The 22662-nt window shown below is 75.9% G+C and carries 18 protein-coding genes; 12 read left to right on the top strand and 6 right to left on the bottom strand.

Annotated elements, in window-relative coordinates; all coding sequences use genetic code 11:
• The 4 genes from GA0070558_RS18855 to GA0070558_RS18840 form a co-directional block, all read left to right on the top strand.
• Positions 1-471 (top strand): efflux RND transporter permease subunit (locus tag GA0070558_RS18855; RefSeq protein ID WP_141722253.1); only part of this gene is annotated, 471 nt, incomplete at its 5' end.
• A gap of 159 nt (positions 472-630) precedes the next feature.
• The gene (locus tag GA0070558_RS33870; protein WP_218107029.1) at positions 631-735 is read left to right on the top strand and encodes an FAD-dependent monooxygenase; all 105 of its coding nucleotides are present in this window, start codon (positions 631-633) and stop codon (positions 733-735) included.
• Between the two features lie 438 nt (positions 736-1173).
• Positions 1174-2046: a helix-turn-helix domain-containing protein gene (locus GA0070558_RS18845; RefSeq protein WP_091281910.1), complete on the top strand. Its 873-nt coding sequence runs from the start codon at positions 1174-1176 to the stop codon at positions 2044-2046.
• Between the two features lie 105 nt (positions 2047-2151).
• Positions 2152-3099: an SMP-30/gluconolactonase/LRE family protein gene (locus GA0070558_RS18840; protein WP_091281906.1), complete on the top strand. Its 948-nt coding sequence runs from the start codon at positions 2152-2154 to the stop codon at positions 3097-3099.
• Positions 3100-3160: 61 nt separating this feature from the next.
• Here the strand turns inward: GA0070558_RS18840 and GA0070558_RS18835 are convergent, their stop codons facing one another.
• Positions 3161-4015: an SMP-30/gluconolactonase/LRE family protein gene (locus GA0070558_RS18835; protein ID WP_091281902.1), complete on the bottom strand. Its 855-nt coding sequence runs from the start codon at positions 4013-4015 to the stop codon at positions 3161-3163.
• Positions 4016-4117: 102 nt separating this feature from the next.
• Complete coding sequence (locus tag GA0070558_RS18830) at positions 4118-4597, bottom strand: GNAT family N-acetyltransferase (RefSeq protein WP_077937300.1); 480 nt, start codon at positions 4595-4597, stop codon at positions 4118-4120.
• Positions 4598-4971: 374 nt separating this feature from the next.
• Here GA0070558_RS18830 and GA0070558_RS18825 point away from each other — a divergent pair, with 374 nt between their 5' ends.
• A complete protein-coding gene (locus GA0070558_RS18825; RefSeq protein WP_256092012.1) occupies positions 4972-6432 on the top strand; it encodes an endo-1,4-beta-xylanase in 1461 nt (486 codons plus the stop codon).
• On the opposite strand, the gene GA0070558_RS18820 is transcribed toward GA0070558_RS18825, so the two are convergent.
• The 3 genes from GA0070558_RS18820 to GA0070558_RS32905 all read right to left on the bottom strand — a co-directional run bounded on the left by GA0070558_RS18820 (position 6336) and on the right by GA0070558_RS32905 (position 10607).
• Entirely contained in the window at positions 6336-7721 is a 1386-nt protein-coding gene (locus tag GA0070558_RS18820; RefSeq protein ID WP_176734266.1) for a S8 family serine peptidase, read from the bottom strand. The two genes, GA0070558_RS18825 and GA0070558_RS18820, sit on opposite strands and share 97 nt — an antisense overlap.
• A complete protein-coding gene (locus GA0070558_RS18815; RefSeq protein ID WP_091281895.1) occupies positions 7718-9178 on the bottom strand; it encodes a S8 family serine peptidase in 1461 nt (486 codons plus the stop codon). Before GA0070558_RS18815 ends, GA0070558_RS18820 begins: the two co-directional genes overlap by 4 nt.
• 70 nt (positions 9179-9248) lie before the next feature.
• The gene (locus GA0070558_RS32905) at positions 9249-10607 is read right to left on the bottom strand and encodes a hypothetical protein (protein ID WP_141722251.1); all 1359 of its coding nucleotides are present in this window, start codon (positions 10605-10607) and stop codon (positions 9249-9251) included.
• Positions 10608-10822: 215 nt separating this feature from the next.
• Here GA0070558_RS32905 and GA0070558_RS18805 point away from each other — a divergent pair, with 215 nt between their 5' ends.
• Positions 10823-12304 carry a S8 family serine peptidase gene (locus tag GA0070558_RS18805; RefSeq protein WP_141722250.1) on the top strand — a complete coding sequence of 494 codons (1482 nt, stop codon included), beginning with the start codon at positions 10823-10825 and terminating at the stop codon, positions 12302-12304.
• A gap of 113 nt (positions 12305-12417) precedes the next feature.
• Here the strand turns inward: GA0070558_RS18805 and eccCa are convergent, their stop codons facing one another.
• Positions 12418-16398 (bottom strand): type VII secretion protein EccCa, encoded by a 3981-nt coding sequence (gene eccCa, locus GA0070558_RS18800; protein ID WP_091281885.1) that lies wholly within the window; start codon positions 16396-16398, stop codon positions 12418-12420.
• Between the two features lie 202 nt (positions 16399-16600).
• Between eccCa and eccD the strand changes: the two genes are divergently transcribed.
• The 6 genes from eccD (at position 16601) to GA0070558_RS32900 (ending at position 22656) form a co-directional block, all read left to right on the top strand.
• Complete coding sequence (eccD, locus tag GA0070558_RS18795; protein WP_176734265.1) at positions 16601-17986, top strand: type VII secretion integral membrane protein EccD; 1386 nt, start codon at positions 16601-16603, stop codon at positions 17984-17986.
• Between the two features lie 4 nt (positions 17987-17990).
• Complete coding sequence (eccB, locus tag GA0070558_RS18790) at positions 17991-19385, top strand: type VII secretion protein EccB (RefSeq protein ID WP_077937309.1); 1395 nt, start codon at positions 17991-17993, stop codon at positions 19383-19385.
• A gap of 67 nt (positions 19386-19452) precedes the next feature.
• Entirely contained in the window at positions 19453-19749 is a 297-nt protein-coding gene (locus GA0070558_RS18785; RefSeq protein WP_043962984.1) for a WXG100 family type VII secretion target, read from the top strand.
• 30 nt (positions 19750-19779) lie between these two features.
• Positions 19780-20076 (top strand): WXG100 family type VII secretion target, encoded by a 297-nt coding sequence (locus GA0070558_RS18780; protein ID WP_091281878.1) that lies wholly within the window; start codon positions 19780-19782, stop codon positions 20074-20076.
• Positions 20077-20138: 62 nt separating this feature from the next.
• Positions 20139-20534 (top strand): hypothetical protein, encoded by a 396-nt coding sequence (locus tag GA0070558_RS18775; protein ID WP_077937311.1) that lies wholly within the window; start codon positions 20139-20141, stop codon positions 20532-20534.
• 4 nt (positions 20535-20538) lie between these two features.
• On the top strand, positions 20539-22656 hold the full coding sequence (locus GA0070558_RS32900) for a hypothetical protein (RefSeq protein ID WP_141722248.1): 2118 nt from the start codon (positions 20539-20541) through the stop codon (positions 22654-22656).
• Positions 22657-22662 lie beyond the last annotated feature (6 nt).

Below are 22662 nucleotides of genomic sequence, written 5' to 3'. Positions count from 1 at the left end.
GTGTCGATCCCGTTCGCGTTCGTCGGCGCGTTCGCCCTGCTGCTGGTCACCGGCACGCCGCTGGGCGTCGCCGCGCTCATCGGCATCCTGATGCTGATCGGCATCGTCGTCACCAACGCCATCGTGCTGATGGACCTGGTCAACCAGTACCGCGAGCGGGGCATGAGCGTCGCCGAGGCGGTCGTGGAGGGCGGTCAGCGCCGGCTGCGCCCGATCCTGATGACCGCCCTGGCGACCATCTTCGCGCTCCTGCCGATGGCGCTGGGCATCACCGGTGAGGGCGGGTTCATCTCCACCCCGCTGGCCGTCGTCGTCATCGGCGGCCTCGTCACCTCCACCCTGCTCACCCTGGTCCTGATCCCGGTCCTCTACACGATGGTCGAGGGCCGCCGGGAACGCCGCCAGGCCCGCCGGAGCAGCCCCGCGCCGCAGCCCGAGACCGTGGCCGAGGAGCCGGTCCCGGTCGCCTGACGGCCGGTGCCGCCCCCGGCCGGCACGCGGATCGCGCGTGCCGGCCGGGGGCGGTCGGCCGGGCAGCTCACGCTGGCCGGCCCGGGGACACGTGTGATGTCTTGGCCGGCCGCGGGTGGCCCCCGTGGGTAAGCTCTGCACGATGAGGCGGGCGGCACGGTGACCGTGGTCCCGGTCGTCACCGTCGGCGCGGGTCCCACCGGGCTCACCGCCGCGACGCTGCTCGCCCAGCACGGCGTGGAGTGCCTGGTGCTCGACCGGTGAGCGGAGATCTATCCGCTGCCCCGCGCGGTCGCCCTCGACGACGAGGTGCACCGCATCCTCGCCCGGCTGGGGCTGCGGAGGAATTCGCGGCCATCTCTCGGCCGCACCGGGGCCTGTGGCTGGTCGACCGGAGCCTGCGGGTGCTGGCCGAGTTCCCCCGCGACGTGACGCCGGGCCGGCACGGCTATCCGCAGGGGAGCCTGTTCGACCAGCCGGAGCTGGAGGCGATCCTCCGCCGTAACCTCGACCGGCACGGCAGCGCCACCCTGCGCGGCGACACCGAGGTCACCGCGCTGGTCGACCTCGGCCACTGGGAGGGCGTGCACCAGCACCGGCGGTGTCTTCGGTGCCGGTGCCGGTGTCGAGGGGCGGGAAGCCCGGGTGCCTCACCCTGGCAAGGTGTGGCTGACGCCTGCGGCCTGCCGAATACTTCCTGTCGTGGACGCGAAACGACAGCTCGGGGAGTTCCTCCAGGCCCGCCGCTCACAGTTGCGGCCGGAGGACGTCGACCTGACCACCTACGGCGGCCGGCGCCGGGTGAGCGGTCTGCGCCGGGAGGAACTGGCCCTGCTCGCCGGGGTCAGCCCGTCCTACTACGCGCGGCTGGAGCAGGGGCAGTCGTCTAACGCGTCGGCGGAGGTCCTGGACGCGATCGCCACGGCGTTGCGCCTCGACGACGCCGAGCGGCGGCATCTGCACGTCCTCGCCGGCGGCGCTGTCCGCCGCCGGGCCACCGGACGGCGGTCGGCGCCGGAGACGGTCAGCGCGGCGGTGCGCCAGCTCATGGCGGCGCTGGGCGAGGTGCCCGCGATGGTCCTGGGACGGCGCGGCGACGTCCTCGCCTGGAACCGCACCGGGAACGCGCTGTTCGCCGGTCACGTCGACTTCGCCGCCCCGCAGCGCGCGGAGAGCCGTCCCAACATGCCCCTCCTGGTCTTCCTCGACCCGCACGTCCGCGAGCTGTACGCGGACTGGCCGGCGAAGGCCCGCGCCGTGGTGGGCACGCTGCGGCTGGCCGCCGGCGAACATCCCGACGACGCGGCGCTGGCGACGCTGCTCGGGCAGCTGTCGCTGGGCAGCCCCCAGTTCGCCGCCCTGTGGGCCGACCACCGGGTGAAATCCGGTGCCGAGCCGGTGTACGAGATGCGGCATCCGCTGGTGGGCGCCATCAGCGTCACCCAGCAGAGCCTGCGTACCGAGCGTGGCCAGCAGGTCGTGCTGGCCACCACCGAGGTCGGCTCGCCGTCGCACGCGGCCATGACGCTGCTCACGCACAGCACCGCCACCGCCCGGGTGACCGCCGCGAGCTGACCACCGGCTCCGAGAAGAACCCGCCCCAGAAGTACGCGCCGTGCGCGGCGCGGCGATCCCGCGTGCCCGAAACCGGGTCCGCGGCCGAACGAAGACAGGACAGAGATGCGCAGAAGGAACTTCGCCACCGTGGCCGCGGGACTCGCCGCCGCGACGCTACTGACCACCGGCACCGGACCGGCCGCCCTCGCCGGGCCGCCCGCCTCCGCCCGGATCTTCCGGCACTTCGACTTCGCGCAGGGGCAGCTGCCGGAGAACATCGCCCTCGCGCCGGACGGCACCGCGTACGTCACGTTCGCTGCTGCCCGTCAGGTCGCCTCGATCGACCAGGACGGCACCGTCCGGGTCCTGGCCACGCTGGCGGCCCCCGCCGACGGCGGTATCCACACGCCCGCCCTCGGTTTCGCCCTGACCACGGGCATCGTGCGGCAGCCGGACGGCACGATCTACTTCCTGTACGCCAGCGGCGACGCGGCGACGACGGGCCTGTACCGGCTGCCGCGTGGCGGCGTCCCGTGCCGTGTCGCCGCGCTGCCCGCCGCCGGCCTGCCCAACGGCTTGGCCCTCGACGAGCGCACCGGGACGTTCTACGTCACCGACTCGGTGCTCGGCACCATCTCGGCGGTGCAGCCGGGCGGGCGTGCCGTCGTGTGGTCGTCGGCGCCGGAGCTGGCCGCGACGGGGTTCCTCGGCGTCAACGGGATCAAGGCCCGCGACGGCGCGGTCTGGGCCGGCAACCACGACCGGGGCACCTTGCTGAGGATCCCGGTACGCCACGGCGAGCCCGGGCCGGTCGAGGTGCGGGCGAGCGGCCTGAGCAGCATCGACGACTTCGCCTTCGCCGGGAGCGACGTGATCGCCGCCCTCGTCGGCGCCAACCGTGTGGTCCGGGTCGACGCCGCCGGCCGGTCGACGACCCTGCTGACCGCCGCCGACGGCCTGCAGAACCCGACCGCGGTCGCCGTGCGCGCGAACACCGCGTACGTCACCAGCGCCGCCTACCTGACGGCCGCCGACCCGAACCTGATCGTCGCCACCCTGCCGCGCCGCTGACCGTTCCTCCCCGGCGGGCGGGCGTCGACGAGAACGCCTTCGAGGGCGGCATCGCGGGTGCTCAGCCGGCGAAGGGATGGGCCGGGAAGCCCGGCACCTCGGGGCGGAACCGGAACAGCGCGCCCGCCGGGGAGCGGTCGTCGGCCGGCAGGCCCAGGCGGGACGACGTGACGTAGAGGTCCGCGTGGTCGGGACCGCCGAACGCGCACGACGTGGGGCGCCGGACCGGCAGCTCCACGACGGCGGTGCGGCGGCCGTCCGGCGCGTACCGGTGGACGGCGCCCCCGTCCCACAGCGCCACCCAGGCCCCGCCCTCGCTGTCGAGGCAGAGCCCGTCGGGGGTGCCCACCGCCGGCGGCACATCCACCACCGGCCGCCGGTCGCGCAGTTCCCCGGTCGCCAGGTCGAAGGCGAAGACGTCCAACCGTTGGGTGGCCGAGTCGGCGTACCAGGCGGCGTCGCCCTCCCGGGTCCAGGCCAGCCCGTTGGAGACGGTGAGCCCGGTGAGCACCGTCTCGACCGCGCCGTCGGCGTCGAGCCGGTGCAACGCGGCCCGCCCCGGTGCCGCGTCGTACGCCATCGAGCCGCAGTAGAAGCGCCCGAGGGGGTCGCAGGCCCCGTCGTTCATCCGGATCGACGGGTCCGACCAGACCTCGGGCAGCAGCTCCACCGAGTCGTCCCCCAACAGCGCGAAGCCCCGCTCGACGGCGACGACCAGCCCACCGGCGGATCGCGGGCGCAGGGCCGCGACCACCGGGGCGACGTGCCGGCGGGCGACGACCCCGGTGGCCGGGTCCAGCGCCAGGATGTCCCCGGCCAGCATGTCGACCCACCGCAGCCGCCGGTCGGCCGGGCACCACACCGGCCCTTCCCCGTGCCCGGCGAGGGGCGGGGTGATCTGCTCGACGTCGACCATCCGACACTCCTCAGTCGATCCGCGCGCCGGCCACGCCGAGCGGCGGCAGGGGCCGGCCGCCCGGGCCCGGGCGGTGGCGTGCCGACCCCGCCAGCCTCACAGTCAGTCCAGGTCGCGATAGTAGTAGAACATCGGCTCCGGTGCTCCGGGCTCGACGTTGGTGAAGCCGTGCGCCTCGTAGAAGCGGCGGGCGTCGACGTCCGCGCCGTCGACGTTGATCTCCAGCGAGCCGGCGCCGCGTTCGCCGGCCAGCCGGCAGGCGGCCTCCAGCAGGGCGTGTCCGTACCGCCGTCCGCGCGTCTCGGGGCGCACGTACAACTCGTCGAGGGTGGCCACCGGGCCGGCGTACCAGAGGCTGGGCCGGAAGGAGAGCACGGCCACCCCGACGGCCGGGTCGCCGCCGAGCAGGACCAGGAAGTGCTCACCGGCGAGGAGCCGCCGCAGCCGGGCGGCGAGCACCCGTGGCCCCGGCGTGGGGGTGTCGAACTCGCGGTTGAAGGCGTCCAGCATCTCGGCCACCAGGTCGGCGTCGGACACCGTCGCCGGCCGGACCGGGCGCTCGTGCTCGGGCTCTGTCCCCATCCGGCGTAGCCTTCCGATCGCCGCGGCGGCGAGCAACGCATTATCCCGGCGCGACCGGGCGGCGGGCCGCGGCGCACCAGGGGGCCGGGATTCCGAATGTTTCGGTACCGGCCGCGTGGCCGAGGGGCGGCGGCCGGGCGGCGCACTCCCGCCCGAGTCTGCGGTGCCGATGGTCCCGCTCGCCTGCCTGCGCCGACGTGCTGTCGGCGGCCCGTCGGGCACCCGGCGAGGTTTCCGAAACATTTCCGGAAGTTGTTGACACTGTCGCTGGCCGGTATCGATACTGACCCTCCGATAAGGATGCATGAACTTCGATTATTGGTGGCGTGCCTCAAGGAGGGCCTGTGAACGGCAGCCTGAGACGGCGGAAGAGAATGACGAGAGCCGCCCTGCCGGCGGCGGTGTTGTTGCTGGTGAGCGGCGCGGTGGCGGTCCAGTCCACCGCCCCCGCCGCCGCAGCCGAGACCACGCTGCGGGCCGCGGCGGCCAAGGCGGGGCTGTTCTTTGGCGTCGCCGCCTCACCCAACCGGCTCTACCCGATCGTCGGTCAGGAATTCAACCAACTGACCCCCGAGAACGACATGAAGCCGGACCGGATCGCCACGTCGAGCGGCGGGCTGCAGAACACCAGCGGCGCGGACACCCTGGTCAACCACGCCCAGAGCAACAACATGCTGGTCCGGGGGCACACGCTGGTGTGGCACTCGCAGGCCGGCGCGCTGCAGGGCGCCAGCCAGGCGACGCTGAACACCTTCATCGGCAACGCCATCAACCGCTGGGGCAGCAAGATCGCCTACTGGGACGTCGTCAACGAGGCCCTGGAGGACAACAACACCGGCCGGCGCCGCAACCAGTGGCCGCACACCATGAACCGGGACGCCAACGGCGACGGTGACTACTTCGACGCCGGCGACACCGACGTCATCCGGGACTCGTTCATCCGGGCCAAGCAGGTCGTGCAGGCCGGCGGGTACTCGACCAAGCTCTGCATCAACGACTACGACGTCGAGGGCCTGACGGTCCAGGGTGGTGGCCCGAACCGCAAGGCCAACGCCCTGTACGACATCGTCCGCACCTACCGGCAGTACATCGACTGCGTCGGGTTCCAGTCGCACTTCAACGACAACCCGAACAGCATCATCACCAACGACCTCCAGGCCAACATCCAGCGCTTCGCCGACCTCGGCGTCGAGGTGCACCTCTCCGAGGTGGACATCGACGACGACCTGAGCAACAACGACATCGGCGCGGGCCAGGCGGAGAACTACCGCAAGGTCGTGCGGGCCTGCCTGAACGTCTCCAAGTGCACCGGCATCACCGTCTGGGGCATCTCCGACAGCGAGTCGTGGCGCTCCTCCGAGCGGGGCCTGCTGTTCACCGGCGGCAACGGCAGCTACCAGAAGAAGGCCGCCTACCACGCGGTCCTCGACGAGCTGAACAAGGGACGCACCACCACCCCGCCGACGACCACGCCGCCCCCCACGACGCCGCCGCCGACCACCCCGCCGCCGACCACGCCCCCGCCGACCACCCCGCCGCCGGCCATCGGCTGCTCGGCCACGGTCTCGCTGAACTCCTGGACCGGGGGCTTCGTCGCCACCGTGCGGGTCACCGCCGGCACCTCGCCGATCAGGGGGTGGACCGTCGCGTTCACCCTGCCGGCCGGGACGGCGGTCACCAACGCCTGGAGCGCCACCGCCAGCGGCTCCAGCGGCACCGTGCAGTTCAGCAACGTCAGCTACAACGGCGCGGTGAACGCCGGCCAGTACACCGAGTTCGGCTTCCAGGGCACCGGGAGCGCCACCGGCCTGACCCCGGTGTGCACCGCCTCCTGAGCACCACCCGTCCCGGGCGGGCGCACCGCGTCCACCCGGGACGGGCGACACGATGATCCGGCCACCGGCCGGCCACGGGAACTCACCCGGGGCCGGCCGGTGGACGTTGGGCGGGCCGGGGGCCACGGGCGCCCCGCCGGCCGAGCGCGGCGGCGGCGACGAGCACGGTCACCACGAGCGCGCCGAGGAGGGTGAGGCCGGCCACGCGTACCGCCCGGGACGGGCCGGGGCGGACGGGCACGGCGACCGGGCCGGCGGCGACCGGCACCGGCGGGCCGGCCTGGCGGGGGGGCGAGGGCGGCGACGGCGGCGTACGCGTCGAGGACGCCGGCCCCGCCTGCGCGCTCGCGCCCACCGCCCGGCGCGGGCAGGGCGGTCCGTTCGAGGCGGGCGCGGACCTCGGCCTGGGACAGGCCGGGATGGTAGGAGCGGACCAGGGCGGCCACCCCGGCCACGTAGGCCGCCGCCACGGCCGCCCCGCCGACGGTGTAGTGGCCAGAGCCGCGCGGGGCGATCCCGAGGCCGGCGCCCGGGGCGGCGAGGTCGACACCGGCGTCGGCCCCCACCGGGCCGGGGACCCCGTCGACGCCGACCGCGTTCACCGCCAACACCGTCGGATACCCGGCGGGATAGCCGACCGGGGGGTCCGCGCCGTCGCCCCGCCCCTGGTCGTTGACGGCGGCGACGACCAGGGCGTCCCGGTCGGCGGCGGCCTGCACGGCGCGGGCCAGCTCGCCGCTGTCGGTGGTGACCCCGGTGGCGACGAGGATCACGTCCGCCCCGGCGGCGGTGGCGAGCCGGATGCCGGCGGCGAGGCGGGCGGGGCTGATCCGACGGTTCGCGTCGGTGACCCGGACCGGCAGGATCTCGGCGTCCGGGGCGAGGCCGGTGGGGCCGGCGTCGCCCGTCGGACGGGCCGCGACGATGCCGGCCAACGCCGTACCCCGGCCGGCGCAGTCGCTGTCCGCCCGGCCGCCGGTGACGTCGGCACCCGCGCGCACCGAGCCGGCCAGGGCGGGCGCGGCGGCGCTCACGCCGGTGTCCACGACGGCGACCACCACCCCCGCGCCCCGGGTCAGCGGCCAGGCGGCCTGCGGGGCGAGGCGGCGCAGCGCCCACGGGGTCTCCCGCGCCGTCACCGGGGACGGCCCGACGCAGGTGCCCGTCGCGTGGGGCAGCGGCGGCGGCTGGTCGGCCTCGGCGGCCCGGGCCGGCGGGGCGGCGAGAACCGCGACGGCGATCAGCGTCCCCACGGCACCCGCGCGGGCCCGGCGGGCCGGAGCGCTCACGGCAGCGGCGCCGGTTCCGGCGTCGCCCCGGGTCGGGCGGGCGCGGCGGGGTCCGGCGTCTGCCGGGCGAATCGACGGGCCCGCCAGGCGAGCGCCCCCACCGCGGCCAGCAGGAGGAGACCGAGGCCGGTGAGCGCCAGCGGGTGGGGGCCGCCAGCCCCGGCGGGAGCCGGTGCTGCCGACCCGGCCGGGTCCGGGCCGACCGCCGCCATCGGGTCGATCATGCCCCAGCCGTTCTCGGGGCTCGGGCTCGACCGGCCCCCCGGGTCGGCGGTGGCCTTGATCCGGCTGGCCACCTGGGTGGCATCCGACCCGGGCAGCGCGGCGCGCACCAGGGCGACGGTGCCGGCGACGTAGGCGACGGCGTACTCGGTGCCGCTGCGCGGGCGCGTCCCGGTGGCACCGACGCCGAGCGTCGGCACGTCGAGGCCGGGCGCGGTGACGTCGACCCCGCCGGCCGGGTACGCCGCGACGGGCCGCAGGTCGGGGCCGACCCCGCCGACCCGGAGCAGCCCGTCCTGCGCCTGCGCGGCGGTGCCGTCGGCGGTGGCGGCGGGGGCGACCACCACCACGTCGTGCGCCACGGCGGAGCGCACGGCCCGCGCCACGGCGGGCTCGGTGAGCTTCGCGTACCCGCCCAGGGCGATGACGCGCGCGCCGGCCGAGACGGCGACCTCGATGCCGAGGGCGGTCCGTTCCGGTTCGGGGTCGGCGGTGGCGGAGACGATCCGGACCGGCAGGATGCGCGCCCCGGGGGCGACGCCCACCACCGGCCGGCCCGGACCGGTGCCGGTGTCCGCCGCGATCACGCTCGCCATCGCGGTGCCGGTGCCCAGGCAGTCGGTGTCGGCGCGGGCCTTGCCGGTGGTGAGGTCGGCACCGGGGGCGACCCGGCCGGCCAGGGCGGGCAGGCCGCCGTCGACACCGGAGTCCACCACCGCCACCAGCGTCCCGGCCCCCCTGCTGCGCGGCCAGGCCCGCGAGGGGGAGAGCGCCGCGTCGGCCCAGTCGGACCCGGTGCCGGCGGAGGCGGCGACGACGCAGGTCGAGGCACCCGCCGTGGACCGGGCCGGCGAGCCGTTCGGGGCACCCGCCGGCAGCAGGCCGTAGCGGACCCCGTCGCCGACGGCGTCCCAGGGCAGCACCAGGACCCAGCCCGCGGCCAGCCGCTGCCCGACGGCGGTGAGGGTCCGGCCGTCCGGCTGCCGACGTCCCTCGTTGAGCCGGTAGATCTCGTCGGCCCGGTCGGGATCGGCCAGGAAGCGGGTGGCGAGGCCGGTCAGGTCCTCCGCCGTGCCCCGGGGCCCGGCGGTCACCGCGTAGTACTTCACGTACGCCGGGGGCGGTGCCGCCGCGACCGGGGTGACGGGGGCGACGACCAGTGCGCCGGCCGCCACGAGACAGCCCAGCGCGCGCGCCCACGAGAACCCTGCCCAGGACACCAGCACCCGGATCATCCACCGCCTCCTCACCGCGGACGGGCGCCGGCCGGCGGGGCGCCTCGGGCCGACAACGGTCCGCCGCCGGTCACGGTTCACCGCCAGCGGCGGAAAGTTCGCCGACGGGCCCGCCGCCGGGGCGGCCGGGGGAGCAGTCGACCTCGCCGGCGGCGGCGTCGCGGGTCGTCACCGACCAGCGGGCCCGCAGCGCCCGGCCGACGACGACCGGCACCAGGCGGTGCCCGGTCAGGGCGGCGATCTGGCGGGCGAAGGCCAGCTCGGGGCCGGACAGGCCGCCGCTGAGCACCACCCCGAACCCCTCGGGCAGGCCCGCCTCGTCGGTGGGAAAGTCCGGCCGGTGTACGCAACCGTCGGGCAGGTCGGCGCCGAACAGGTCGCCGACGACGGTGACCGTGTGCCCGGCGGCGTGCACCTGCTCGGCCAGCTCCCGGGCATGCCGGCTGACGGCGCCGGGCGGGCCGGTCACGGTGAACACGTCCGGGACGCCGGCCAGGTCGACCCAGAGCGCCCAGCCCTGCCGGTCGCCCAGCCGCACCGGGAGTCGCATCGCCGGCCGGGGGCGCTCCGGGGCGTACCAGGCGTAGCGGGTCTGCCCGGCGCCCGGTGCCGCGCCGCTGACCCGGACCGTCAGGGTGCCGGCGGCCGAGGTCACCTCGGTGCGCAGGTCGCCGTCCGTGGCGGGCGGGGGCGTCGCCGACGGCCGGACCAGGTCGCCGTCGGCCGTAGCCGGTGGGTCGGTCGCGTCGGCGTTCTGCGCCGTCGGCGGCCCGGCCGTGTCGGCGTCGGCCGCCGCCGGGGCCGCGGTGAGCGCGAGCCGGGGCGGGCGGGAGGTCAGGGCGTCGGGGCGGCGGGCCCGTCGGCGTACCCGGGTGGCCCGGCGGGCCCGGGTGGCGAGGAGCAGGGCCGCGAAGAGCAGGGCGACGGCGGCGAGTCCGGCGCCCCCGGCGAGGCGGCCGGGCCGGCGCGGCGGGGCCGGGTCCGGTCGTGCCGGGGTGGCCGTGGCGGCGACGGTCGGGACCGCGCCGGTGCGCACGCCCGGCCCCCGGGCGTCGGCCGGCAGCTCCAACACCCAGCCGGGACGCAGCTCGGCGGGGTCGGTCAGGCGTCCGCCGTCGGGCTGGGGCCGGTCCCGGTTCAGGTCGAAGATCTCCCGGTACCGGTCGCCGCTGCCGAGGGTGCGCGCCGCGATCTGGTAGAGGTACTCCCGCTGACCGGCCACCGGTGGGCCCACCACGTAGTACCTCCCGCTCGCCGCCGCGCCGGGAGACGGCGCGGCCCCGGCCGGGGCGGGCGGCGGCACGAGCGCGGCCAGGAGCGCCACCGCCGCGACGAGGGCGCCGCGCCGCAGGGGGCGCCGGTCGGCACCGCGCCGGGTGGTTGGGTCCTCCGGTGGCCGGCTGCCGCCGGCAGCGGTCGGGAAAAGCACGCGCACCTTCCTCCATCCGGGCCGCGCGGAGCCCGTCGTGGGCCTGCGGGCCTACAACGGCGGCGGCCGGCGATCCGTTCAGCGCGGCCCGCCGTGAACCGCCTGCCGGTTTGCCGAATCGCAATCGGGCGGCATCGGGCGTCCCGGGTGGACGCCGTAGCCTGGGCGGGATCGCGATCATCGCCTGGGAGGTAGCGCTGTCCCGCCCGCTTCCGGTGACGAGGCGCCGGCGGGCCCGGCTGGCCCGTCTCCTGCCCGGCCTCCTGCTGTGCTGTCTCGGCGTCGTCGCACCGACCGTGGTCGTGGCGGCGCCGGCGGCGGCCACGCCCGCGCCCGCGTCCAGCGCCGGCAGTGCCGCGCCGAGCGCGCCGGCCCCGGCGGGCCGCGACGTCGCACCCGGCGGGTTCGTGAAGTACGTGGTGGTCCGCACCGAGCAGGGGCGGGTCGACCACCTCTGGGAGATCGCGCTGCGGGTCCTCGGCGACGCCCAGCGTTACCTGGAGATCTTCGCCCTGAACAAGGGGCGGGTCCAACCGGACGGCATCCCCGTCACCGACCCCGGCGTGCTGCGCCCGGGGTGGATCCTGGTGCTGCCGTGGGACGCCGTCGGCGCCGAGGTGGGTTACGGTCCGCTGCCGGCGTTCACCCCGGCGAGCCCGACGCCGTCGAAGGGGTCCCGCCCGACCGCCGCGCCGAACAGCGACGTGGTCTGCACGGTGGCGTCGAAGCGGCGGGTCACCGGGGTGCCGTGGGCGCAGCTGCGGTTGACCCCGGAGGTCGCGTGGACGCGCGGCAAGGGGGCGGGGGTCTCGGTCGCGGTCATCGACTCCGGTGTGGACGGCACGCCGCCGGCGCTGGGCGGCCGGGTGCGCCCCGGTGCGGACGCCGCCGCCGGCACCGGCGAGGGCTCGCGGGGGGACCGGGACTGCACGGGACACGGCACCGCGATGGCCGGCATCGTCGCCGCCGCCGCGCAGCGGGGCACCGACTTCGTCGGCGTCGCCCCGGAGGCCACCATCGTGCCGGTGAAGATCGGGGTGAGCGGCGGGGTGGCGGACTCGGCGGACCTGGTGACCGCGCTGCGGGTGGTGACGGCGCAGCGGGCCGGGGTCGCCATGGTCGGCGCGTCGGTGGACACGACCGACAAGCGGGTGGTGGCGGCCCTGCGCGCGGCGGTCGACCGGGGAACCACCGTGGTGGTGGCCGCCCCGGCGGCGACGGCGGCGAAGGGCGCGGCCCTGCCCGAGGGGGTGCTGCGGGTCGGCGCGGTGGGCCCCGACGACCGGCTGACCGAGGTGTACCGGCCGGGCGAGGTCGACGTGGTGGCGCCCGGCGTGGACGTGGTGAGCCTCGGGATCGGATCGGGCGAGGTGGAGGGCAGCGGCACCGACTACGCCGTCCCGTTCGTCGCCGGGCTGGTGGCGCTGGTGCGCTCCAGCGAGCCACGGCTCGGCGCGGCCGAGGCGGCGGCCCGGGTCACGGCCACGGCCGACGGGGCGGCGGCGGGTGCCCGCAGCCAGCGCGACCGGGAGTACGGCTGGAGCATGATCAACCCCGCGGCGGCGGTGAACGCCAAGCCGGCCGGCGTCACCGCCACCGTCGAGCGGCGGAGCCCGGCCGGCGCGATCGCCGCGCTGGTGGCGATCCTCGCGCTCGCCGCCCTCGCCGTCGGCCTGCGCCTGCGCCGCCGACCCTGACCGCCGCCGCACCCCGCCGCCCCTGACCGCCGCCGCATCCGGCCGCACCCGGCCGTTCCTGACCGCCGCCGCCCCGGCCCCGTTGCGCGCCGCGCGGGTGCCGCGCCCAGTGGTCAGGGCGCGGGCTCGACGTACGCGGTCTGGATCATCCGGTGCCCGCGCCGGGTCAGCACCATGGCCCGGCCTGGCGGCAGGTGCCGACCCTTCACCCCGCCGAGCAGCGGCCCCTCCGTCGGCGGGCAGGACAGGGCGAGGTCCGGGCTGTTGGCCTCCTGGAGTCGGCGCAGCAGCGGATCCATCGACATCCGCATGAGGTTCGCGGTGCCCCGCACCACCACCATGTGCAGGCCGATGTCGGTGCCGTGCGGCACGTACGGGATCAGCGGTTGCAGCGGGTTGTCCTGCCCGGCGAGCATCTCGAAGTCGTCGACCAGCACGAACAGCCGGGGTCCGGTCCACCAGTCGCGGCGGCGCAGCTGCTCGGGGCTGATCTCCTTGCCCGGCAGGCGTCCCTTGAGACCGGCCACCGCGTCGGCGATGGTCTCCCGGGTGGCGTCGGCCGAGACCGAGTAGCCGAGGCGGTAGTCGTCCGGGATCGTGTCGAACAGCTGCCGCCGGTAGTCGACGACGAGGATCCGCGCCTCGGCCGGGGTGAACCGGCCGACGATCATCCGGGCCAGGTGCCGCAGCAGGTTGGTCTTGCCGCTCTGGCTGTCGCCGAGCCCCGTCAGGTGCGGCAGCTCCGCGAAGTCGTGCCAGTACGGCTGCAGGTCGGTCTCGTCCAGGCCGAGCGGCACCCACAGGTCGCCCTCGGCGGGCGGGAGGTCGGCGGCGGGCAGCACCGCCGGCAGGGTCCGCACGGGCGGCGCCTGCGGCCCGGGCCAGAACTCGGCGACCGTGGCGGCCAGCTCCCGCGCCCCCTCGGCCGAGCTCGCCGGGTCCGGGTTGCCGTCGATGCGCGGCAACGCCCCGAGGAAGTGCAGCTTCTCCGGCGTGAGCCCGTGGCCCGGGGCGCGCGGCACGGTGGCGGCCAACCGCAGGTCGATGGCGGAGTCGACGGCGTCGCCGAGGCGCAGCTCCAGTTTGATGCCGAGCTGGTCGCGCATGCTGTGGTGCACCTCCGACCAGCGGGCCGCGCTGACGATCAGGTGCACCCCGAAGTTGAGGCCCCGGGCCGCGATCTCGCGCAGCGAGACCTCCAGCGGCTCGAACTCCTGCCGCAGCGTGAACCAGCCGTCGACCACCAGGAACACGTCGCCGTACGGGTCGTCGGCGATCTTGCCCTCGGCCCGCAGCCGCCGGTAGGTCTGGATGCTGTCGATGCCCTGCTCGGCGAAGCGCCGCTCCCGTCGGGTGATGAGGCCGGTGACCTCGGTGACGGTCCGGCCGACCCGGTCGGTGTCGAGCCGGCCGGCGACGCTGCCCACGTGGGGCAGCCCGGCGACGGTGCCCAGGGTGCCGCCGCCGAAGTCCAGGCAGTAGAACTGCACGTCGGTGGGGCGGTGGGTCAGCGCGAGCGCGCAGACCAGCGTACGGATCAGGGTGCTCTTGCCGCTGCGCGTGCCGCCGGCGACGCCGATGTGTCCGCCCACCCCGGACAGGTCCACGGTGAGCAGGTCGCGCAGCTGCTCGTAGGGCTTGTCGATGAAGCCGAGCGGGACGACCAGCCGGCCGTTGCCGGGCCAGTCCGTGGCGACCAGCCCGAGGTCGGGGTCGGGCGCGAGGGCCGGCAGGAGACTGTCGAGGGTGGGGGAGTCGGCCAGCGGCGGCAGCCAGACCTGGTGGGCCGGCGGCCCGGAGTCGACGAGCTGGTCGGTGACGATCGAGAAGACGGCCCGCGCGGCGGGCGTCTCCGGCTCGTCCTGCGGCGGGGCCGGTTCGTCCTGCGGCGTCTCCGGCTCGTCCGGGGGCGGTGCCGGCGTCTCGACCGGCACGAGCTCCAGCCCGTAGGGCACCACCTGCCGCTGGACCACCTCCTGCCGGGCCCGGCTGCGGCGCGGGCGGTACTCCCCGGAGACGTAGGCGGCCTTGAACCTGATCAGGGTGGAGACGTCCATCCGCAGGTACCCGTTGCCCGGTGCGGCCGGCAGCTCGTACGCGTCGGGCACCCCGATCACCGACCGCGACTCCATCGCCGAGAAGGTCCGCAACCCGATCCGGTACGACAGGTGCGACTCCAGCTGCCCGATCCGGCCGTCGTCGACGCGCTGGCTGGCCAGCAGCAGGTGCACCGCGAGCGACCGGCCGAGCCGTCCAATCATGACGAACAGGTCGATGAAGTCGCGGTGCGCGGCGAGCAGCTCGGAGAACTCGTCGACGACCACGAAGAGGGTGGGCAGCGGGTCGAGCGGCGCGCCGCCGGCGCGGGCCTTCTCGTAGTCGAGCACCGAGCTGTAGCCGCCGGCCGCCCGCAGCAGTTCCTGGCGGCGCACCAGTTCGCCGTGCAGGGCGTCGCGCATCCGGCCGACCAGCGACGCCTCGTCGGCCAGGTTGGTGATCACCGCGGAGGTGTGCGGCAACCGGTCCAGGCCGAGGAACGTGGCCCCGCCCTTGAAGTCGACCAGCACGAGGTTGAGCGTCTCCGAGGAGTGCGTGACGGCCAGCGCCAGGACCAGGGTGCGCAGCAGCTCGCTCTTGCCCGAGCCGGTCGCGCCGATCAGCATGCCGTGCGGCCCCATCCCGCCCAGCGCGGACTCCTTGATGTCCAGCTCCACCGGGGCGCCCGTGGCGTCGACCCCGATCGGCACCCGCAGCCGCGCGTCGGGGGCGCGCCGCCCGCGCAGCGCGGCCAGGTCCAGCCGTTCCAGGTCGGGGATGCCCAGCAGCGTGCCGAGGTCGAAGTCGGCCTTCATCGGCTCGGGGGCGAGCTCGGTGCTGACCGCCAGCCGGTAGGGCGACAGGAGCCGGGCGACCGTCCGGGCCCGCGCCGGGCCGAGCAGGTCGGGGGCGGCGAGCACCTGCCGGGTCTCCTGGCCGACCCGGTCCCGGCCGAGCATGGTCAGCGCGTCGGCGGTGACCTCCAGGTTGAGGATCCCCTTCCCGGTGGCGACCGGCGGGTCGTCCAGGTCGACGAAGACGGCGTTGCGGTAGCCGCCGGCGGTGAGCCGGTGCCCGGCCGGCACCCGGCCGCCGTCGCGGACGACCACCACGTACGGCTCGTCCCGGTCGGCGGTGGCCCCCGCCTCGTACCGGGGGCGGCCGGTGAACTCCGCGCCGAGGAGCCGTTCGAGCCGCTCGATCCCGTCGGCGGCGAGCCGCAGACCGCCCGCGGCGTCCTGCTCGGCGGGATGCTGGGCGTGCGGCAGCCACTTGGCCCACTCCCACGCCGCGAGCCCGTCCGGCCCGACGCAGAACGCCACCCGGACCTCCTCGGGCGCGTGCAGCGTGCCGAGCTGGGCGAGCAGCGACCGCAGCAGGGCCCGGGCCAGCGCCCGCTCGCCGGTGACCCGGATCTCGGCGAAGCCCGGCAGGAACAGCGCCACCGGCTGGTCCGGCAGGGTGCTGTACGCCCTGATGAACCGGCGCAGCGCCTTCGCGGCCACCGGTTCGAGGTCCTCGACGGGCTTGGTCTGCATCGGGGCGATCCGCACCGCCAGCCGCTGCTCGCCGGTGCCGACGCGGATCTCCAGGAAGTCCGGGTGGGTGGGGCGGCGCTCCCAGCGTCGGGTGGTCATCGCCAGCGACCACAGCGACGCCGGGTCGGGGTGCCGCCAGAGGCTGGACGCGCGCTGCTCGACCGCGAACCGGCGGACCCGCCGTCGGTGCTGGGCGAGGTAGCGCAGGTAGTCGCGGCGGTCGCCGCCGTGCCGCTGTTTGCGTTCCCCGGTGCTGGCGATGACCGAGCCGATCATCACCCCGCCCATGGCCACCGCCATCATGCCGGCCATCACCCAGGTCAGCGGGCCGCGCGACGGGCCCATGAACATCAGCATCATCACGCCGGTCATGAGCGCCATCGGCAGCACCATCATGGCCTGCCGGGCACCGTTCTGCTGCGGCTCGCTCAGCTCCGGCGGCTCCTGGAGGGTCAACTCGCCGGTGGGCATCTCCGGCCCGCCGCGTCGCGCCGGTCGCCGGAACAGCACCGTCCCCATACCCGTCCCCCTCCACATGCGGCATCGGTCCGACCCCCACAACGGACCCGGGCCGCTTTCGGGTCGATCGCTTTTTCGTCCGCCGGGGCGGGCGGCCCGCCGGGGAGGCGGCCGGCGGCGGCGCGGGCCGGGCCGGCCGTCGGCCGGAAAGAAAATCCGGGTCGCCGTTGAACCGTCCGCCGACGGCTCCGTTGAAGGGGCCATGACTGGCACCGTGACCGAGCAGATGTGCCGGCTGGTCGTGCGTGGACCCAGCCGGCAGATCGAGGTGGCCGTCCCGGCCGGGGTCGTCGTCGCCGACCTGCTGCCGGCGCTGCTGCACCACCTCGGCGACGGGCTGGCCGACACCGGCCTCGGCCACGGCGGCTGGGTCCTGCAGCGGGCCGGCGCGGCCCCGCTCGACGAGGAGAGCAGCGTCGCCGCGCTCGACCTGCACGACGGCGACCTGGTCTACCTGCGTCCCCGCGCCGACCAGCTGCCCGAGGTCGACTTCGACGACCTCGTCGACGGGATGGCGACCGGGGTGCGGGACCGGCCCGGCCGGTGGCGCCCCGAGCTGAACCGGCCGGTGGCGCTGGCCGTGGCCGGTCCGCTGCTCGCGGTCGGCCTGCTGGCCCTGCTCATGCCCGGCCCGGTCACGCTGCGGGCGACGGCGGCGCTGACCGTGGCGGTGCTGGCGCTGGCCGCCGGGGCGGCCCTGGTCCGGGCCGGCGGCGAGCGGGGCTTCGGGGTGCTGCTCGCGGTCGCCGCGACCGGCTACGCCGCGGCGGCCGGGCTCGTGCTGCCCGGGGACGCCGGCGCGGCCTGGCCGCTGGCCGTGCCGCAGGTGCTGGGCGGCACCGCCACCGCGGCGGCCGTCGCCGTCCTCGCCGCCGGGCTGCTCGGGGCGGCCACCCCGGTCTTCGTCGCCCTGGCCACCGCCCTGCTGCTGGGCGTGCTCGGCGGGGCCGCCACCGCCGGCGGGCTCACCGGGGCGCAGGCCGGCGCGGTGGTGGCGGTGGCGGCGACCGCCCTGGTGCTGACCGTGCCGCTGCTCGCGTTCCGCCTCGCCGGGCTGCGCCTGGCCCCGCTGCCGACCCGGCCCGAGCACCTCCAGGAGGACATCGCCCCCGAGCCCGCCGGCCCGCTGATGGACCGGGCACGGGCCGTCGACCGGCTGATGACCGCCCTGTACGCCGGTGCGGCCGCCGCGACCGCCGTGGCGCTGCTGGTGGTGGCGCACCGGGCGGGCTGGGCCGAGCTGACCCTGGTGGCGCTGGTCGCGCTGGTCTGGTCGCTGAACGCCCGGCCGATGTCCAGCGCCTGGCACCGGCTGGCGCAGGGCGTACCGGCGCTGGTGGGGCTGACCGCGGCGGCCGTCGACACGCTGGCCGGCCTCGGGCCGGTGGGCCGGATCGCGGCGCTCGGCGCGCTGCCGGTGGCCGTGCCGGCCCTGCTGACGGCCGCGCGGAGCCTGAGCGAGCGGCGGGTGACGCCGTACTGGGGGCGGGTCGGCGACCTCACGTTGACCGCGGCGGCCGTGGCCCTGCTGCCGATCCTGCTCGCCGTCCTCGGCGGGTACGGCTTCTTCCGGGCGATCGGGGGCTGACGCCGTGCAGTCCCGACGCGACCAGGTGCAGGCCCAGTCCCACCTGCTCGGCCGGCTCAGCGCCGCGCTGGTGGCCGGCGAGCCGGACGGTCTGGAGACGCCGCACCGGCGCACCACCGTCGGCCTGCTCGCCGGGATCCTGGTCGCCGCGCTGGTCGCGGGGGGCTTCACCCTGTACGGCTTCTTCGCCCCCGGCGGGGCCACCGCCTGGCGGCGGGCCGGGGCGCTGGTGGTGGAGAAGGAGACCGGGTCGCGCTACCTCTTTCTCGACGGGCGGCTGCGCCCGGTGCTCAACTACGCCTCGGCGCGGCTGCTGCTCGGCGAGGATCTCGCCGTCGTCACCGTGTCGGCGAAGTCGTTGCGCGGGGTGGCGCACGGGCAGCCCGTCGGCATCGTGGGCGCCCCCGACGTGCTGCCGGCCGGTGGGCTGGCCGGTGCCCACTGGACCGCCTGCGCGCCCGCCGCCACGGACCTGGCCGGCACCGAGACGACCGCGCTCACCCTGGCCGTCGCGGCGACGGCGGACGGTACGGCGCTGCCGGCCGACCGGGCGGTGCTGGCCCGGCCGGCGGGCGACCCGGCCGCCGGCCACCTGATCTGGAACGGCCGCCGGTTCCGCCTCACCGCGCCGTGGCTGCCGGCCGTGCTCGGCCACGACGGGCCGGCGGTCACCGTGCCGGCGGCCTGGCTGGACCTGCTGCCGGCCGGGCCGGACCTGGGGCCGGTGGCCGTGCCGGGGCGCGGCGAGGCCGGGCCGGTGGTGGACGGGGAGCCGACCCGCGTCGGCCAGCTCTTCACCGCCCGGACCGCCGAGGGCTCGGAACGTCACTACCTGCTGCGCCGCGACGGGCTGGTCCGGCTCACCCCGCTGGCGTACGCGCTGCTGGCCGCCGACCCGGCCACCGTCGCCGGTTACGACGGCCGGGCGGTGGTCCCGACCCCGCTCAGCCCGGCCGCGCTGGCCCGGCTGCCCGTCGCGGCGCGGCCGCCGCTGGCCGACGAGCTGCCGGAGGTGGCGCCGGCGGCGGCGTCCCGCGGCCCCGGTCTCGCCTGGTGCCTGCGGTTCGGCGCCGACGGCCGCCCCCGGGTCGTCGCGGCCCGGGCGGTGACGGCGTCCGGGATCGTCCGGGGCGGGGTCGGGGTGACCCGGACCGCGCGCACCGCCGACGCGGTGGCGGTCGCCCCCGGGCTCGGCGGGCTGCTGGTCGCCGGCCGCGGCGGGGAGCCCGGCACCGGCTACTACCTGGTGACCGACGCCGGGGTGAAGTACCCCCTCGCCGGCGGCGCGGTGGCGGAGCGGCTGGGCTACCCGCCCGCGAACGCGACCGTCGTCTCGCCGGACCTGATCGACCTGCTGCCGACCGGCCCCGCCCTCGACCCGCGCGGGGTCGTCGGATGAGGCCGGCCCGGCAGGGGAGCCGGCGCCGCGGATCCGCCGCGAGCGCCCGAACCGGAAAGGAGCGCACATGCCACTCGGCAACGAAGTCGACGAGCAGACCATCCGCAGCACCATCTCCGCGATGAACCAGACCGACGCGCAGTGCGACGCGGCGCAGCGCGCCGTCGACAACACCGCGAGCTTCCTGGACACCCAGTGGCGCGGGGAGGCGAAGACCGTCTTCACCAACTCCATCCAGCAGTGGCTGGAGGGGCTGAGCAAGGTGAAGCAGGGCCTGCTCGACCTGAACGTCGCGATGACCAGCCACTACCAGACCAGCGCGCAGGTGGAGCAGGACAACGCCCTCTCCGCGAGCTGGACCTGACCACCGACCGACCCATCAGGGAGGGCGACCATGCCGTCGTACGGACTCAACCCCAACGGGCTGCTGGACAGCTCGGCCGAGCTGCAGGGCGTCACCAGCAGCATCCAGAACGCGATCGACGAGCTCAACACCGTCGTGCAGACGTACGTCAGCGCCAACTCCGGTGACACGCGGGAGGCGTTCACCGCGGCGCAGGCCAAGTGGAACACCGGGATCGAGGAGATGCGGCAGGCGCTCGCCGCCGCGTCGTCCCGGCTCGACCAGATCCACGACAACTACCGGCTGGGCGACGCGCGGGGCGCCGCGCTGTTCCACGGCAACGTCTGACCTTCGGTGCGGCGGGCGGCACGGGGCCGCCCGCCCCCCCATCTCGCGGAAAGGAGCACCCGATGCCGATCGTCATCGACGAGCCGTACATCAACCAGATCATCGCGAAGCTGAACAGCCTGCGGGACGCGGTCGACACCGCCACCTCCGGGCAGGGCCAGTACGTGTCGCAGACGCTGCGCGACCTGACCGTCTCGGCCGGCACGAACAACTTCGAGCCGGGCAAGACCATCCGCGACCAGGTCAACAAGACCGGCGACACGCTGCTGACCCGGATGACCGGCTACCGGACCACGATGAACAGCCTCGCGGTCGGGCTGACCGAGCTGCTCGCGAACTCGGACTACGTCGAGTCGCTCAACTCGATCACCGCCGAGCGGTTCCTGGAGTTCCTGCCCAGCACGGGTGGCACCGGCACCGGCACCCCCAACACCGGCACCCCCAACCCGACGGCGTGACCCGGTGACCGCGCCGTACCAGGACATGTCCCAGTGGACCTGGGAATCGATGCTCCAGAACGTCCTGGGTGAGGGCAAGGACGGGCCGGACGGCACCAGCGGCACCCTGCTGGACCGCAGGCTGGTGGCCGGTCCGGACGTCCGGTGGCTGCGCCTCGTCGACCAGCTCGACGCGGTGACCGAGTCCTCGGATCCGCCCGACGACTCCGACTACACCAACCGGATCGACTCGCTCGACGGCAACGAGTTCTTCCTCTACCGGATCAGCACGGTCGGCTCGCTGCGGGACGGGAGGCCGCACTACACCACCCGGACCCAGTTCATCCAGGTGAAGATCGTCTTCGGTGAGTCGCAGACCGAGGGGGCGCCCTCCCCGCGCGGCGCCTTCGAAACCTTCTACAAGTCCAGCGAGGGGGCGTTGCAGCGGCTGACCAGCGGCACCAACCCCGTGTTCAGCTGGAAGAGCTTCACCGACGCCGCCAAGATGCTGCACGACGTGGAGAGCAACCTGGTCAGCACCGAACGGGAGCTGAAGACCATCCTGGACCGGGTCGGCGACGACGCGTCCGGGTTCCAGGGCAACGCCTCCGGGGTGTTCATCGGGACGGTGGCGAACCTGCGTCGGGACGTGCACCGGCTCGCCGTCGACATGAACGCCAACAGCGCGGACCGGGCCTGGTCCGACCAGGTCGACGACGTGGTCGACGACATGACCACCTTCCGCAACAAGATCGCCAGCTCGTTCCGGGAGTTCAGCGACCACACGTTCCAGTGGTTCAACGGCTACAACCCGACCACGCTGATCGACTCGCTGAAGAAGATCATCACCGAGGTCAGGACGGGCAACTTCAGTCAGGTCACGATCACCCTGCCGGACGCGTACGGCAACGGCACGGTCAACACCGGCACCTTCAACCTGATGACCGAGGCCGGCTGGCAGAGCGTCGACAACCTGGTCAAGGGAGCCTGGCTCGGCCAGTTGCGTGAGCTCGACGCCACGATGCGTGCCGAGCTGGCGCGGCTGACCACCCGGCTGCGGTCCGTCACCCACCTGGTGAGCGTCATCTCGCCGCCACCGACCCGGGGCAACACCGGCACCACCCCGCCGCCGGGGGGCACCCCCGACATCGGCGGGCCGGACCTGAACGGCGGCGGTGGCCCCGACCTGAACGGCGGCGGCGACCTCGGCCTCGGTGGCGGTGGCGACCTCGGTCTGGGCGGCGGTGGCGGTGACCTCGGCCTGGGCGGCGGTGGCGATCTCGGGCTCGGTGGCGGCGGTGATCTCGGTCTGGGCGGCGGTGGGGACCTCGGCCTCGGTGGCGGCTCGGGCCTCGGCCTGGGCGGCGGCGATCTGGGCCTGGGGGGCGGCTCCGGCCTGGGGCTGGGCGGCGGAAGCGGATCGGGCGGCCTGGGCCTCGGCGGCGGCGATCTCGGCACCGGCGGGCTGGGCGGCATCGGCGGCGGCACCGACTGGGACGACCTGCCCGGCGGCGGCACCGGGTCCGGCTCGGGCGGCGGCGGCCTCGGGGGTGGCCTCGGCGGCGGGATCGGCGGGGGCATCGGTGGCGGTGTCGTCCCCGGCCTGCCCCCGGGCCTGGGCGGCTCCGGCGGATCGGGTGGCCTGAGCGGTGGCAAGGGCGGCGGGGCGGGTGGCCTCGGCGACGACACGACCAACCCGTCGGCGCAGTTCCCGACCGACGTGGACGGCGTCGACGTCGGCAACCTGGGCGGCGGCTCGCCGGGCGAGTCCACGACCGGCGGAATGGCCCTCGGCAGCGAACTGGCCGCGTTGCTCGGCGAACCGGCCGGCCTCGGGCCCGCCGGCACCGGGGCGCGCGGCGCGGACTCCGCGACCTCGGCGGCCGGCGGGTTCCCGATGATGCCGCCGATGGGTGGCATGGGTGGCATGGGTGGGGGCGGCCAACAGGGGGAGAAGGACCGTGAGCGCAAGACCTGGCTGGGGGAGGAAGAGGACGTCTGGGGCACCGACCCGGAGTGCGGGATGGCCGTCATCGGCCGGGCCGAGCATTCCGAGGAGCCGGCCACCACGGCACCGGCCGCGCCGCGCCGACCCCGTGGGCCGCTCGGCCCCACCCGGGCGACGGGACGTCGCCGTGGCTGACCGTCG

Origin of the sequence: Micromonospora haikouensis (assembly GCF_900091595.1) — a bacterium.
Taxonomy (GTDB): Bacteria; Actinomycetota; Actinomycetes; order Mycobacteriales; family Micromonosporaceae; genus Micromonospora; species Micromonospora haikouensis.
The sequence above is the reverse complement of the archived record's forward strand: the minus strand, read 5'-3'. Positions and strand labels throughout refer to the sequence as shown.

Coding starts and splice junctions, on each gene's coding strand:
- GA0070558_RS18840 (WP_091281906.1), top strand. CDS start 2,152: ATGCGCAGAAGGAACTTCGCCACCGTGGCCGCGGGACTCGCCGCCGCG.
- GA0070558_RS18835 (WP_091281902.1), bottom strand. CDS start 4,015: ATGGTCGACGTCGAGCAGATCACCCCGCCCCTCGCCGGGCACGGGGAA.
- GA0070558_RS18830 (WP_077937300.1), bottom strand. CDS start 4,597: ATGGGGACAGAGCCCGAGCACGAGCGCCCGGTCCGGCCGGCGACGGTG.
- GA0070558_RS18825 (WP_256092012.1), top strand. CDS start 4,972: ATGACGAGAGCCGCCCTGCCGGCGGCGGTGTTGTTGCTGGTGAGCGGC.
- GA0070558_RS18815 (WP_091281895.1), bottom strand. CDS start 9,178: ATGATCCGGGTGCTGGTGTCCTGGGCAGGGTTCTCGTGGGCGCGCGCG.
- eccCa (WP_091281885.1), bottom strand. CDS start 16,398: ATGGGGACGGTGCTGTTCCGGCGACCGGCGCGACGCGGCGGGCCGGAG.
- eccD (WP_176734265.1), top strand. CDS start 16,601: ATGACTGGCACCGTGACCGAGCAGATGTGCCGGCTGGTCGTGCGTGGA.
- GA0070558_RS18785 (WP_043962984.1), top strand. CDS start 19,453: ATGCCACTCGGCAACGAAGTCGACGAGCAGACCATCCGCAGCACCATC.
- GA0070558_RS18780 (WP_091281878.1), top strand. CDS start 19,780: ATGCCGTCGTACGGACTCAACCCCAACGGGCTGCTGGACAGCTCGGCC.
- GA0070558_RS18775 (WP_077937311.1), top strand. CDS start 20,139: ATGCCGATCGTCATCGACGAGCCGTACATCAACCAGATCATCGCGAAG.